The sequence below is a fragment of the Bacteroides mediterraneensis genome (genome assembly GCF_025993685.1).
GTDB lineage: Bacteria > Bacteroidota > Bacteroidia > Bacteroidales > Bacteroidaceae > Phocaeicola > Phocaeicola mediterraneensis_A.
The window spans coordinates 906,972-920,887 of record NZ_DAJPEN010000001.1 but is presented as its reverse complement, the minus strand read 5'-3'; the positions used below and the strand labels follow the sequence as shown (position 1 = coordinate 920,887).

Below are 13,916 nucleotides of genomic sequence, written 5' to 3'. Positions count from 1 at the left end.
CATTGCACACTAAAACCTTCAAAAACGGAATATTGCGAATACTATCACCTTTGAACATTACTATGCTATAACTGATAAATAAGGAAAGCATCCACAAATTCAATCACCAAATTTGGTTATTATTCTTAATTGATGTATTTTTGTATCAGAACATAAAGGAAACCAGTATGTATGAAGAATATATCACAGCCAAAATGACACCGGCAGGAAAAGTGCTGGAGCATATTTTGAGGAAAGCAAAAATCACTCAAAAGAAACTATCCACCGAGACTGGTATATATCCACAAAGAATCAATGAATTAATTAAAGGAAAGCGAGATTTCACTATCGAGCAGTCTCTAAACATAGAAAAAGCATTAGGAATAGGCATTGAAGGCTATTTTTACATCATACAAGCCAATTATCAAGTCTATGCCTATATTACAGAAAAAGAACGGTCCCAGCATCCGGACTTATCAAAATTCAGCACAGCTTTATTCTGGGATACAAGAATAGAAAAAATCAACTGGATAAAAAACAAAGAATGGGTCATTCAACGCATATTTGAATATGGCAACCAGCAGGAAATTGAGGAAGCCATCAGATTTTATGGAAAGGATACATTAAAAGCGATATTACCCACCATAAACAGTGAATGGAAAAAGGAAACGAGGGAAAGGAACTTTAAAGAATTTGTGCAATGAAACTGCATTATGAAACTGTATCCCCACTTTTAGTTAACTGTCTGAAGAAAATATCAGAATCAGATATTTTCAAAGATTTTAGTTTAGTGGGCGGAACATGTCTTAGTCTCCAACTAGGGCACAGACGCTCCATAGACATAGATTTGTTTACAGACATGGATTATGGAAGCATGAATACAGCAGCAATGAAAGTTTTCTTGAAAGAGAATTTTCCTTATACGGAAAATCTAGACACCTTGGACCAACCAGCCTTGGGATACTCCGTCCGCATTGGAGAATCCCCAACTGCTTGCATAAAAGTAGACTTCTTCTATACGGAAAACTTTATTTTTCCCATCAAAAGCATAGATGGAATCAGACTTGCAGACATAAGAGAAATCGCCGCAATGAAAATAAAAGCGATTACTCAAGACGAACCCAGGCAAAAGGACTTTTGGGACATCTATAAACTTTCCAACACATTCAGTCTGAAAGAAATGATTGAGTGGGCCACCACACGTGATGAATGGAGTTTTACAGAAAAAGAGGTTGAAGCCGGATTCAAAAAAATATCCAACATCAAAGAATGTCCGGAAGGGATAGATTGCTTTAGAGGATACGCATGGGAACTTATCAGTATGGATCTGAAAATGGATGCAGAGGAATACTTCCAATAGTTCAAAATAAATGTAATTTTGATGCTATTAGTCCCGACTCAGAGACGAATCTGAATGAATCGTACTGAGTCGGGACTAATTTTCTCTATTTTGAAATACGTACTTAACCAGAGGCTTACATTTAAACTTTCTATATTCGTTTAATTACTACCTCCTGTATGTTCACGATTATAGGAAGACGTTACCACAGCTACATCTCCATATTGGCGTCCAGATACAGAACGGTTCAATGCGGAAACAGTCAAGGTCGTTACTTGCTGCTCACCGGTCACATGCAAAGCGGTACCGATAGGCAATGTTACGTTTATCGGATAACTTCCGGTTGCTGTAGAGACAGAAGCACCGGCTATGCGGGCCAATATCTCTATCAAGTAGGCTGCTACCTTACCTGTACCGGATGAGGTTATTTCCGTTCCTATATGATAAGTGAACGCAGCTGACCCCACTGTCAATTCTCCAGAACCATACAAGTTGTCCCACAAGTCCTATTCAAAGGCCAGTGCTACGGAACTGCTTGAAGAAGTCACTTCGGCGCTGAAAAGTAAGGTATAAGAAGTAAATTGATCCGCAAATACAGTCACTTTACCTCCATCTACCGTAAATTCCGCATCAACCCACTGTCCGTTTACATATTTCTGTGCCCTGATGTTCTCTGCTACTTCAGGATCCACGTCATAAGTAAGTGCCAAAGGTTCTGACAAAGTTGCACTAGCATCAGTACATTGCACATTGGTTCCGATGAGCATGACGCTTTCAGAGGCACGTGTAGTGGCTCGAGTATGTTCTTCAGCTTCATCCATATTGTAAATCGGAGTAATTACGATAGAGCTTCCTTCAGGATGGTTGGCAGCTTCCAGTACGGTGACATCCACCGTTATGGCTCCGTCTTCATTACCTTCAATCGTTCCCGAAGTGACACTTTCTTCTGTGTCACCGTTTGCGCTGATGGTAACGGTCGTTCCGGCATTAGGCAATGCGACGTTCCATACCACATTGCTGCCTTGGCCGCTTGCGGCTACGGTCACTGTTGTCTCTTTAGACTGCTTGCCCGCAGCTTCCGCTGTCAGGGTATAACTTCCGGCAGCCACATCCTCGAACACGAATGTTCCGTCCGTGCCGATTTGAGTGGTGGTACCGTTCATGCTTACTGTTGCGGACAAGCCGTTTCCGTCCATACCTGTAACACGGTTGCTGATGCTATGGGATACCTCTACGGTAGGCGGTGTTACATTGCCGTAATCAAGGTCTTGTATTCTTCTGTGAATCTGTTTCCTGACCGGTCGGAGATTCAAACTCTCGCTTGTCATATCTTTCTATATCATTTTCATCCACCCGGTCGCCCAATTGGACTTCTATGATATGCAAGTCGGTAAGGGCTTCCACAAAATGTTTCTGCTCTTTTTGTATATAGACCACATTCCCGGCTTTTGCCTGTTTCACCTCACCGTCAATGACGAGTGTTCCGGTCCCTTCCACAAAAGTCCAAACTTCATCGCGGTGCAGATGCTTTTGGTAGCTGATGCTTTTGCCGGACTTGATATACAGATGTTTCGTCAGGGCTTGATTGCCGTCGGGCGAAGCGAAGCGGTCAACCACTTTATAAGTTCCCCAACGGCGTTCTTCATACATAGGCCTGCCATCCAGCTTTTCCACATAAGACTTCAAACGTTCACAACTGTCCTTGTCCGCCACCAGTATGCCGTCAGGACTTGCCGCGATTATCAGGTTTTCCGCCCCTACGCAGATGCAGGGAATATCCAGTTGATTGACAATATGGGTATTCTGGGATGTCTCATCCAATAAGCCTTTTCCGACTACTCGCCCTCCCAGAACTTCCGACAAGGCATCCCAGGTGCCCAGGTCTTTCCACAGTCCATCAAACGGGACAACGGAAACAGAACGGGCTTTTTCTGCCACTTCATAGTCAAAACTGATTTTGGGCAGTTCCGCATAACGGGAACGGGCTTCGGCAAAACTTCCAGCCTGGATATATCCTTGGATGATGTCCAGCATATATCCCAACCGGAATGCGAACACGCCACCGTTCCATAAAGCTCCGGCATCCATCAGTTCACGGGCTTTCTCTTCATCCGGCTTTTCTGTAAACCGAAGTACGGGCTTGACCGAAGCATTGTCCGCATCCTCAGGAACGATATAACCGTATTTGGTGGAGGGATATAACGGACGGATGCCCATCAGCACCAGGTCTCCCTTACCTTGCCTGACCGCCTCTGCCATTTGCCCTATGGTCTGGAAATAGCCGTTGTCCGTAAAAGGATCGCTTGGCATGACCACGATGATTTCATCCCTTCCACACAGATGTTCCTTCTCTAAATACAGGCAGGACAAAGCGATGGCAGGGAAGGTGTCACGCCTTTCGGGTTCGGTGACGATGTGGACGGCATTGCTCAACTGGCTGCAAATCGGATCCCGTTGGCTCTCGCCCGTCGCGATGGTGACGTTTGCGTCCAGCCCTGTTTCACGGAGCTGCCTTACGACACGTTGTATCATGGATTCCCTTGTGCCGTCTGGAGCCGGAAGAATCCGTAAAAACTGTTTGGAATACGATTCATTGGAAAGCGGCCAAAGTCGTTTCCCTGAACCGCCTGATAATAAGATTAGCTGCATATTTCAATTTCTTTTGATTTGATTATCGTTCTGCCCGCATCGAGTTATTCAAAAAATCTTCGTATGCTAAGCGGATTCCGTCTTCTAGTTCTGTTTTATACGTCCATCCCAACGCCGTAGCTTTCGATACGTCCAGCAATTTGCGCGGCGTGCCGTTCGGGCGGGTCGTGTCCCAGCGTATTTCACCTTCGTAACCGATAATCTTGGCGACCAATTCCGTAAGCTGTTTAATGGTCAGTTCCTTGCCTGTGCCGGCATTTACAGTCTCGTTACCGCTGTAGTTATTCATCAGGAACACGCAAAGGTTGGCAAGGTCATCCACATACAGGAACTCGCGCAACGGGCTGCCGTCACCCCAGCAGGTGACGTAGGGCAATCCCTGCTCCTTTGCCTCATGGAAACGGCGGATAAGCGCAGGTAACACGTGACTGTGTTCTGGATGATAATTGTCATTCGGACCATAGAGGTTAGTAGGCATCACACTGATGTAGTCAGTTCCGTATTGTCGGTTCAGGAACTCGCAGTATTTCAGACCGGAAATTTTGGCAAGGGCGTATGCCTCGTTGGTCTTTTCCAGTTCCCCGGTCAGCAGACAGCTTTCTTTCATCGGTTGCGGTGCCATGCGTGGATAGATGCACGACGAGCCGAGAAATTCCAGCTTTTTACATCCGTTCTGCCAAGCTGAATGGATGACGTTCATTTCCAATACCATGTTCTCATACATGAAATCCGCCAATGCTGACTGGTTAGCTACAATGCCTCCTACTTTAGCGGCAGCGAGGAATACATACTCCGGCTTTTCTTCGGCAAAGAAGCGTTCTACGGCTTCCTGTCTCGTCAAGTCCAGTTCCCGGTGTGTACGTGTCAGGATATTGTCATACCCCTGACGTTCCAGTTCTCGTAAGATGGCAGAACCCACCATGCCCCGGTGTCCTGCCACATAAATTTTAGCATTTTTCTCCATCATTTCACGATTCCTTTCTCCAAATATTCTGCCAGATTGGTCCGTACCCGTTCTCCGGCACGCTCCACGGCTACCTTGGCCATATCCGCGTCCACCATCAGTTTGACCAGTTGTTCAAAGCTGGTCTTCTGCGGATTCCAGCCTAATTCTTTCCGGGCTTTTGCTGGATTGCCCCATAAGTTCACCACGTCCGTCGGGCGGTAGAAGTCGGGCGACACTTCCACCAGCACCTTGCCGGTTTTCTCGTCGATGCCCTTTTCATTTTCGCCTTCACCTTCAAAGCGGAGTTCTATGCCCACATAGTGGAAAGCGAGCTTGCAAAATTCACGTACCGAGTGTTGTTCTCCGGTGGCAATTACAAAATCCTCCGGCTTGTCATGCTGAAGAATTAGCCACATACACTCCACGTAGTCCTTGGCGTATCCCCAGTCTCTTAATGAGGAAAGATTGCCCAAAAAAAGTTTTTCCTGTTTGCCTTGTGCGATACGCGCAGCCGCCAGGGTAATTTTCCGGGTAACGAATGTTTCGCCGCGGCGTTCGCTTTCGTGGTTGAACAGGATGCCCGAACAGCAAAACATGTGATACGCTTCACGGTACTCTTTGACAATCCAATAACCGTACAGCTTGGCCACTGCGTACGGGCTGTAGGGATGGAACGGCGTGTGCTCATCCTGGGGCACTTCCTCCACTTTGCCGTAAAGTTCCGACGTCGATGCTTGGTAAATCCGGCAGGTCTCCGTCAGGTCGCATTGACGGACGGCTTCCAGAATGCGTAACACACCTGTGGCATCCACATCCGCCGTAAACTCCGGCGAGTCGAAAGATACCTGTACATGGCTTTGTGCTGCCAAATTATACACTTCGTCAGGCTTTACTTTTTTGACGACCTGCAAAATGCTCATCGAGTCACCCAGGTCTGCATAGTGCAGATGAAAGTGGGGGTGTCCTTCCAAATGGGCGATGCGTTCCCTGTAATCTACGGACGAACGGCGGATAGTGCCGTGTACGTCATATCCTTTACCTAAAAGAAACTCGGCGAGGAACGAACCGTCCTGGCCTGTAATACCTGTAATCAATGCAGTTTTAAGCATAACCTCAAATTATATTGTTTGTTCTTTATTTAGTTGTTACGTTAATATGCGTTCTTTTCTCCGTGAATGGCGTTGGCTATCGTCTTGAAGATGATATACAAATCCAATCCGAAGCTCCAGTGTTCGATGTACCAGATGTCACCCTTGACACGCCCTTCCATTTGTTCCAGTTCCTTGGTTTCTCCACGGAATCCGTTCACCTGGCTCCAGCCCGTAATGCCGGGCTTGATGAAATGGCGCACCATGTACTTGTCGATGAGTTTGGAATATTCTTCCGTATGCTTTACCATGTGAGGTCGGGGACCCACGATGCTCATGTCGCCCAGCAGGACATTGATGAATTGCGGCAGTTCGTCTATATTCGTCTTGCGCATAAAGTTTCCCCATTTCGTTTTTCGCGGATCATCGCGTGTGGCTTGTATCAGGTCAGCGTCCGCATTTACCTTCATGCTTCGGAACTTCAGGCAGTAGAACTCTTTTCCGTTGATGCCGTTCCGCTTTTGCCGGAAAAACACCGGTCCGGGCATGGTTATCTTGGTGACGACAGTCACAATGAGTAATATCGGGATAAACAGCGTACATAGGAAAGTCATTGAAAAAACGATGTCGAAAGTCCTCTTCAACATACGGTTCTCTATCCAGCTCAGCGGCTCCTCGTGCAGGCTCAGGCAAGGCACGCTTCCCATCATGCTGAAATGTACCTGGTGGTACAGGTAGTTCCGCACGTTGGGTACGCTGTAAAACCGTACGATGTGGTTCTCGCAATACTTGATAAGGGGAAGAATCTCATCCTTCCGGCTGGACGGCAGGCAGCAATAAAGGTTGCGTACGGCTTCTTTATGTGTTTCCAGGTAAAGAATCACATCTTGCGGTGTGCCGAGGTAAGGACATTCCCGGGGAAAGTTGCTATTGGGAACGGCATCGAAATAGCCGCAGACCCAATAACCGATGGACGGGTCATCAGCCAGCTCATGATAAAGTGTCACGTTGTTTTCCGTACTCCCCACGAAAATTACGCCGTTACGGTGGCGTATTCTTTTCCAGTAAAGTTTAATGAGATACCGCACTTCCAGACGAAAACCGGATATTCCCATAAGCATGGCAAAAAGGAAAGCCAGGTAATAGATGGGAGCAGGCATGAAAAAACGGCCGCATTTCAGCAGAAGGGTCGCCACAATGGAAAAATAAAACATATTGCGTAAGACGATGCCCACGATTTGAAACTTCCGGACTTTCCTCTTATGCAAGATAATGCCGCCTTTGATGGTGCAGGTGAAATAGACGGCAGACACCAGCAAATGGGACTGCAGCACCGACGATTGTCCTATGGGTTTTCCATAGTTGCAGACCCAATAGAATAGCAGGTTACAGAGCATCAGGTCACCGGCCATGACGATTGTCTTGACCAGGGCGTCATACCGCTCCTGATAATCGATCTTATCCATAAAACAGAACCTTTATAGTGTTAAAAATGGAATTACAACAGTACTTGCAGCATGATGCCGCCTGAGAAGTATTTTCCGTTTTGCAGACTGGCCTGCAGAAACAGCAGTTCCCACAGGTTGCAGTTCACGCCGATGTTGATGTTGTTCCCCATATATTCCACGATGCCCCAAAGGTTGCGGGCGAACGGGGAACGGTAAGTCACGCCACCCACTATTCCTTGCTACTTCCTGTTATACTTCGAGGGATAATAACGGTAGGCCAGATGAACTCCTAGTTCATTTCCGCGGATAAGGAAATGCTTGCTGGCAACGATATAAAAATTCATGAAATATTTGTAATCATCAGTATGGTCATTGATGTGGCGTATTGGATCATTCAAGCCGATGGCTATGGTTGGATACCATTTCCCCTCTTTCAATGGCCTAAGTTCATCATCCAGATTGCGGTAATGATTCATCAATGTACAAGTATAGACCAGCTCTATCCAGGAGAATGATGTTATGAGGAAATGGTTGAAACTGTGTATGTCTGAACTACGACCATCCAGTCAAGACCTATAATATGCCATTTCACACCTCGTATCAGATTGATTAAGAGCTCATACACCTTGTCGTGGAATATATTGCGATAGTTCAACTTTGTCCCACAAAATATCTCCACTGTACCATCCTTGCCAGTCTGTGCCGCAGGGGGCAAGGCACATGACATAGTGAGCAATATGACAAGAATGTATTTCCCTTGTGAATGAAGACTTTAGCATTTGTAAGTTCAATCTAATCTCTCCTAAAAAGATCACGTGTATAGACCTTTTCCTGCACATCGTCAAGGCTTTCATCGTAACGATTGGCAATGATGGCTTGGCTTTGTGACTTAAAAGCCTCAAGGTCATTTACGATGAGACTACCAAAGAATGTGCTGCCATCCTCAAGAGTAGGCTCATATATTATGACCTCGGCACCCTTAGCCTTGATACGCTTCATCACGCCTTGGATGCTCGATTGGCGGAAATTATCACTGTTCGACTTCATCGTGAGACGGTAGACTCCCACTACACAATGACGCTCGGCTGAAGGATGGAAATCACCACGATTGTAATAGTCATAATAGCCAGCCTTGCGCAGTACACGGTCAGCGATGAAATCTTTGCGTGTGCGGTTGCTCTCTACGATGGCTTGGATCAGGTTCTCTGGCACATCAGCATAGTTGGCTAATAGTTGCTTGGTATCCTTTGGCAGACAGTAACCACCATAGCCAAACGACGGATTGTTGTAGTGTGTACCTATGCGAGGGTCAAGGCATACGCCATTGATTATGGCCCTCGTATCGAGTCCCTTCATCTCGGCATAGGTGTCAAGTTCGTTGAAGTAGCTCACGCGCAGAGCTAAGTAGGTATTGGCGAATAGCTTCACCGCCTCCGCCTCAGTCAATCCCATGAAAAGAGTGTCGATGTTCTCTTTTATAGCGCCCTCTTGCAACAAAGCGGCGAACTGATGAGCTGCACTGTCGAGCCGCTCATCACCCTCGGGGCGGCCAACGATGATTCGGCTGGGATAGAGGTTATCGTAGAGTGCCTTGCTCTCACGCAAGAACTCAGGAGAAAAGATGACATTTTCTGTTCGCATTTTTTTGCGAATGCTCTCGGTATAGCCAACGGGGATGGTGCTCTTGATGACCATGATAGCGTTTGGATTAACGCTCTTAACCAGCTCAACAACTTCTTCCACGTGGCTCGTGTCGAAGTAGTTCTTCACTGGGTCGTAGTTGGTGGGTGCGGCTATCACCACGAAGTCTGCGTCAGCGTATGCCTTCACACCATCGAGTGTGGCGGTGAGGTTCAACTCTTTTTCGGCCAAGTATCTCTCGATGTAATCATCCTGGATAGGGGACTTGCGCTGATTAATGAGTTCCACCTTTTCGGGTATCACATCCACAGCAGTCACCTTGTGATGCTGTGAAAGCAGAACAGCGATGCTCAAGCCGACATACCCTGTCCCTGCTATTGCAATCTTATAATCTTTCATTATATATTATTTAATCGTTATACTTTTGCATAAAGTTTTAACATTAGAGTGTAAGTAAGGAAGAAATTTTATTAGTCATAAAAACCGTTTGATATGTTTCGTTCCTACACTCTTGCATTTGAAATCGGATTGTTCAATGAGCGTTTTAGTCCCCCGCATTCACAATGATGACTCACTATATAATGACACTTCTGTTAAAGTTTTTAGACTATGACCTACGCTGGAATTGATGTCAGCAAGGCGATTCCCTTTATCGCTTATTCGTTCGTAAAAACAGGTAAGACAAAAACGTTCAAGAATACTATCGTTAAAGGGACCATAAGTTCATCTAAACATCGTTAATCCATTTAAAAAACGGCGCTAAGTGCGAGTTCTATGACTGGAGCCATGTCATAATACTTATATTGCCCTAGACGACCTCCGAAATAAACTCCTTGTTCATTCAAAGCGAGATTACGGTAATCATCAGCCAAAGCATTGTTATGGTCGTCGTTAACTGGATAGTATGGTTCCATGTCCTCCTTATATTCAGTGGAGTACTCCTCACTCACAACCGTCTTAGGAACTGTATATACCTCCTGACCGAACATCTCAAAATGCTTATGCTCTATGACGCGCGTGAAATTTTTTTCATGTGAAGTGTAATTTACCACTGCGTTTCCTTGGTAGTTTGGAATGTTCTCAATCCGAGTCTTGAATGTTACAGAGCGCCAATCCAACCTGCCTAAACGGAAGTCGAAATATTCATCAATAGCGCCCGTATATACCAGTTTATCAGCAATCTCCCTCCACGATTCGCGCCAGGTTTTACCCGTATCATTGCAGATGGATGTGAAAAAGTCCGTTTCGGTAATACATTCCACACCATTGAGAAGGCCATCAATCAGTTTATTATAACCTCCTATAGGTATTCCTTGATGTTTGTCATTAAAATAGTTATTATCAAATACCAACCTCACAGGTAGACGCTTGATGATAAATGCAGGCAAGTCAGTACATTTGCGTCCCCATTGTTTCTCTGTATATTCCTTGATGAGTATTTCGAATATGTCTTTGCCGACTAATACCATAGCTTGTTCTTCGAGGTTTCGAGGTTCTCGCCCACCCAGCTTTGCCATGGCATCAGCTCGCTGGCTATCTATCATTGTTTGGGCCTCGGCGGGTGAGGTCACCCCCCACATCTCGTAGAAGGTGTTCATGTTGAAAGGCAGGTTGTACAGTCTTCCTTTGTAGTTGGCCACAGGACAATTGGTATAGCGGTTGAATGGTACAATAGTATTCACAAAATTCCACACAGTTTCATTAGAAGTATGGAATATATGGGCACCATACTTGTGGACGTTGATTCCCTCTATGCGTTCACAATACACGTTACCACCCAGGTGCGGACGCTTGTCTATAACAAGACATTTCTTTCCTTTTGCTTTACTCCGAAAGGCAAACGTGGAACCAAACAGTCCCGAGCCTACTATCAGATAATCGTATACTTTCGTCATATCTTATCATGTTTTATCAGAATCCAGAATTTCGGGAAAATGCATCTCAGGTATATCAAGGCCGTATGAAATGTTGCAGTAATAAATCCATAGTGTTTATGCTCGAAATAAAACCTTTCTTTAGGATTATATCCTGTGGGGCTGAAAAGCACTTTCCATCGTTTTTTTATATCTACTTTGGGATTGCACCAGTTAGGGTATGTCTCATGCCGGTCGCATACACCTAGATAATTGGCCGATTGAAATATACCTATCCCTTGCTTCGATGCTCTGTAGCCATAGTCTAGGTCCCCCATACTATGCCTGAAGGTATAGTCCAGATTGCCTACCTTGTTGTATACAAATGCTGGGATCAGCACGATATTGCCATTGAAGGTGCGTACCTTTTGCAGTTCACCAGTAGGGTCGGGTACCTTAGATGAGGCGGTTCTTCCTCCATACGTAGTACACGATGCTTTTTCGTTGCGGCATGCACCCACTACAATGGCCTCCTCGTGGCAGCGTGTAGCACTCTGCATCAGTTCCTCTATGGCACCAGGCAGCAGGTAGGTGTCATCGTTCAGCCATAGATAGTAGTTGTGGTTGTGTTTTGCGGCAGCATTCCAGGCTGTCCACATTCCCCTGTTCCAGTAGAGTGTGCCATCCCCTTGTACTATCTGCACTGTAGGGAACCTCTTCTTAACAGCCTCGACTGTACCGTCCGTACAGCCGTCGTCTGTCAGGTATACCGCAATGGAATAGCCACTTGGAATCTGTTGGTTAAACAGATTTTCCAGACATTTCATTGTCTTCTCTTTCCTGTTATGTACCGTTAACAATACTGCTATTGTCTTCATTTGTCTATGTGGTTATTTCCTTTTAAGATATTCCGGGTTCTGTCTGCTTTTCAGTACTTTTTTATATGAAAAAATCTTTCTTGCGCCAATAAAGAAATTGGTTCGATGGATTAAACACTCATGTAGTACATGTAGTGTATACCCTAATCCAAATTGATAGGATTTTGCCAAGAAATACAGAATAGATACCCTATACTTCTTTTTGTTAATTTCTCTTAGGAAGTCGTTTACCCTTAGTGTGACGTTCAGTTTCGACTCAAAATATTCTTTATTCAGTATAGTAGTAATGCTACCTCTTGATACGGTAATGCAATATACTTCGTGATCATCGTATGCTATTCGCTCGGCTGCATTGCCGCATTTTACAGCAAACATCATGTCATTAGCTGCAATAACCTCCTCAAACCTCACTCCATGTTTTTTTATCATATCATGCTTGTACATTTTTCCCCAGGGAGTGGTGTAGCAATAGCGCAAATAGTTTTCATCTCCAGTCTTTTTATACTGCTTTGCTATGTACTTTGTGTGGCTATCACGCTGTGCTCTTTCACCTGTTTCGCTTACGATGCTGGTCACATTGAAAAATACAATGTTAAAATTTGTATCTTTATAATACGTTATCCTGTCTGCAAATTCTGAAGTAAAGAAGTCGTCAGCATCAGCAAAGATAAGCCACTTGCCAGTGGCGTATTTCATGGCTGTGTTCCGGGCGCCGCCTGCATATACACCTTCATTCTTCCGTAATTCGAAGCCGAATTTCGATTGAAGTCTTTCCACTGTTTCATAATTGTATGTTTCGCTATTGTCATCCACTACTATTACCTGAATATTCAGTGGTGGAACCGACCTCAAAAGCCTTTCTAACAAGTCAGGTGAGTTTTTGTGTGGGATGAGCAAAGAAAAGTCGAATTTCATAACCGATGTACTAATTTAAAATTTCCAAATTGATTAAAGACAATGTATTCAGTATTTCTTACAGATACATCCAATATTATTACTATAGAAGATAGGATGGTTATAACAAGGCAAAATCCAAAACGATTCAATATATAAGATTGAGCACTTATTGTTAATAAAATGTCATCCTATCACTTTGCATAGTTCATCAATCAACGACTGGCTTGCAAAATCCCCTAATTCATGTAAAGGTTTTAAGTCTGGGTTTGTGAGCAACTCCTTCAGTTCTTCCGCATTGTTTGCTACATACACATATCCCAATTCTTTCATCTTTTGTGCTGTTGCTAACTGGTGTTCGTTACGATGCTCTCCCAAAGCGGCTATGCGTGGAAAGATGATGATAGGTTTGTGTTGACACATGGCAGAGATAATTGTCCCCATTCCGGCATGAGCAACTACCAGCCGAGCTTTGCTGAACAGTTCATTAAATTCATCAGGCGGTAAGAAATCTATTGTCTTTATGTTCTTAGCCTGATATTTGCTTTTATAGACCTGAGCGACAAATTCTTCATCCAAGTGAGTTGCCACTTCATCTACAATTTTTACAAAACGGTCAAAAGGGGCTTGCGTTCCGATAGTACAGAATATCATAGCTTTTTATATTACAAGATGTTACAATAAGTCAAAGAGCAATAAGACGTATTCACTTATCAGAATATATCAAACACAGGAAGATTCTATTCACCGAATATGTTTCCGGCATAATGGACTTGCGAAGTTGCAAGTCCGGGCCACTGTGTATAAACATAGTTTGCAAACTTACGTGCTAATTTTCCGCAAGCACTCATGGTTTGCACATTGGCTACAGAATCCACCCAAATTGTCTTAATACCGACCATCCGACCGATTACGATAGTCAGCAGTCCCGGTGCCGCCCCAGTGGAGATGATTGCTGTAGGACGTTCTTTCAACAAAAATGCCAATATCTTAAATGAAGCTGGCAACATCTTCCACGCATCCCAACGGCTAAAATCCATTATGGTATGAAATCGATGATTGCCTATCATCGATTTACATTTCGGGTGTGTCGACATATATACCACTTCGTAATGCTCTTCTAATGGTTTAGCGATGCGCAATAATTGCACCCAATGTCCACCAATGGATGCTACAGCTAAAATATTATTCATTTTTCGTT

General features: G+C 44.7%; 16 protein-coding genes. 2 read left to right on the top strand and 14 right to left on the bottom strand.

Translation table 11 applies throughout. The annotated features are described in order from the left end of the window. Positions 1-167: 167 nt before the first annotated feature. Positions 168-683: a helix-turn-helix domain-containing protein gene (locus OIM59_RS03605; RefSeq protein WP_299173713.1), complete on the top strand. Its 516-nt coding sequence runs from the start codon at positions 168-170 to the stop codon at positions 681-683. After that, entirely contained in the window at positions 680-1,339 is a 660-nt protein-coding gene (locus OIM59_RS03600; protein WP_299173716.1) for a nucleotidyl transferase AbiEii/AbiGii toxin family protein, read from the top strand. Before OIM59_RS03605 ends, OIM59_RS03600 begins: the two co-directional genes overlap by 4 nt. A gap of 140 nt (positions 1,340-1,479) precedes the next feature. On the opposite strand, the gene OIM59_RS03595 is transcribed toward OIM59_RS03600, so the two are convergent. The 14 genes from OIM59_RS03595 to OIM59_RS03530 all read right to left on the bottom strand — a co-directional run bounded on the left by OIM59_RS03595 (position 1,480) and on the right by OIM59_RS03530 (position 13,908). Further along, positions 1,480-1,821: a hypothetical protein gene (locus OIM59_RS03595; RefSeq protein ID WP_299173719.1), complete on the bottom strand. Its 342-nt coding sequence runs from the start codon at positions 1,819-1,821 to the stop codon at positions 1,480-1,482. A 3-nt stretch (positions 1,822-1,824) separates the two neighbouring features. Then, the gene (locus tag OIM59_RS03590; protein WP_299173722.1) at positions 1,825-2,646 is read right to left on the bottom strand and encodes a carboxypeptidase-like regulatory domain-containing protein; all 822 of its coding nucleotides are present in this window, start codon (positions 2,644-2,646) and stop codon (positions 1,825-1,827) included. Beyond that, a complete protein-coding gene (locus OIM59_RS03585) occupies positions 2,579-3,967 on the bottom strand; it encodes a sugar phosphate nucleotidyltransferase (protein WP_299173724.1) in 1,389 nt (462 codons plus the stop codon). The genes OIM59_RS03590 and OIM59_RS03585 overlap by 68 nt, the downstream gene beginning before the upstream one ends. A 22-nt stretch (positions 3,968-3,989) precedes the next feature. Further along, positions 3,990-4,934, bottom strand: coding sequence for a GDP-L-fucose synthase (locus tag OIM59_RS03580; RefSeq protein WP_299173727.1), 945 nt, complete (start codon positions 4,932-4,934; stop codon positions 3,990-3,992). After that, a complete protein-coding gene (gmd, locus tag OIM59_RS03575) occupies positions 4,931-6,022 on the bottom strand; it encodes a GDP-mannose 4,6-dehydratase (protein ID WP_299173730.1) in 1,092 nt (363 codons plus the stop codon). The genes OIM59_RS03580 and gmd overlap by 4 nt, the downstream gene beginning before the upstream one ends. A 41-nt stretch (positions 6,023-6,063) precedes the next feature. Beyond that, a complete protein-coding gene (locus OIM59_RS03570) occupies positions 6,064-7,458 on the bottom strand; it encodes an undecaprenyl-phosphate glucose phosphotransferase (protein ID WP_299174391.1) in 1,395 nt (464 codons plus the stop codon). Positions 7,459-7,499: 41 nt separating this feature from the next. Then, entirely contained in the window at positions 7,500-7,670 is a 171-nt protein-coding gene (locus OIM59_RS03565; protein WP_303895108.1) for a hypothetical protein, read from the bottom strand. Between the two features lie 18 nt (positions 7,671-7,688). Continuing rightward, positions 7,689-7,925, bottom strand: a complete 237-nt coding sequence (locus tag OIM59_RS03560) for a hypothetical protein (RefSeq protein WP_299173735.1) — start codon at positions 7,923-7,925, stop codon at positions 7,689-7,691. A 316-nt stretch (positions 7,926-8,241) separates the two neighbouring features. Beyond that, complete coding sequence (locus OIM59_RS03555) at positions 8,242-9,489, bottom strand: nucleotide sugar dehydrogenase (RefSeq protein WP_299173738.1); 1,248 nt, start codon at positions 9,487-9,489, stop codon at positions 8,242-8,244. Positions 9,490-9,836: 347 nt separating this feature from the next. Continuing rightward, positions 9,837-10,985 carry a UDP-galactopyranose mutase gene (glf, locus tag OIM59_RS03550; RefSeq protein ID WP_299173740.1) on the bottom strand — a complete coding sequence of 383 codons (1,149 nt, stop codon included), beginning with the start codon at positions 10,983-10,985 and terminating at the stop codon, positions 9,837-9,839. Further along, a complete protein-coding gene (locus OIM59_RS03545) occupies positions 10,982-11,821 on the bottom strand; it encodes a glycosyltransferase family 2 protein (RefSeq protein ID WP_299173743.1) in 840 nt (279 codons plus the stop codon). The genes glf and OIM59_RS03545 overlap by 4 nt, the downstream gene beginning before the upstream one ends. Before the next feature lie 12 nt (positions 11,822-11,833). Further along, entirely contained in the window at positions 11,834-12,736 is a 903-nt protein-coding gene (locus tag OIM59_RS03540) for a glycosyltransferase family 2 protein (RefSeq protein ID WP_299173746.1), read from the bottom strand. Between the two features lie 165 nt (positions 12,737-12,901). Continuing rightward, positions 12,902-13,369 (bottom strand): glycosyltransferase, encoded by a 468-nt coding sequence (locus tag OIM59_RS03535; RefSeq protein WP_299173749.1) that lies wholly within the window; start codon positions 13,367-13,369, stop codon positions 12,902-12,904. An 86-nt stretch (positions 13,370-13,455) separates the two neighbouring features. After that, on the bottom strand, positions 13,456-13,908 hold the full coding sequence (locus tag OIM59_RS03530) for an oligosaccharide biosynthesis protein Alg14 (RefSeq protein WP_299173752.1): 453 nt from the start codon (positions 13,906-13,908) through the stop codon (positions 13,456-13,458). Between the last annotated feature and the right edge of the window lie 8 nt (positions 13,909-13,916).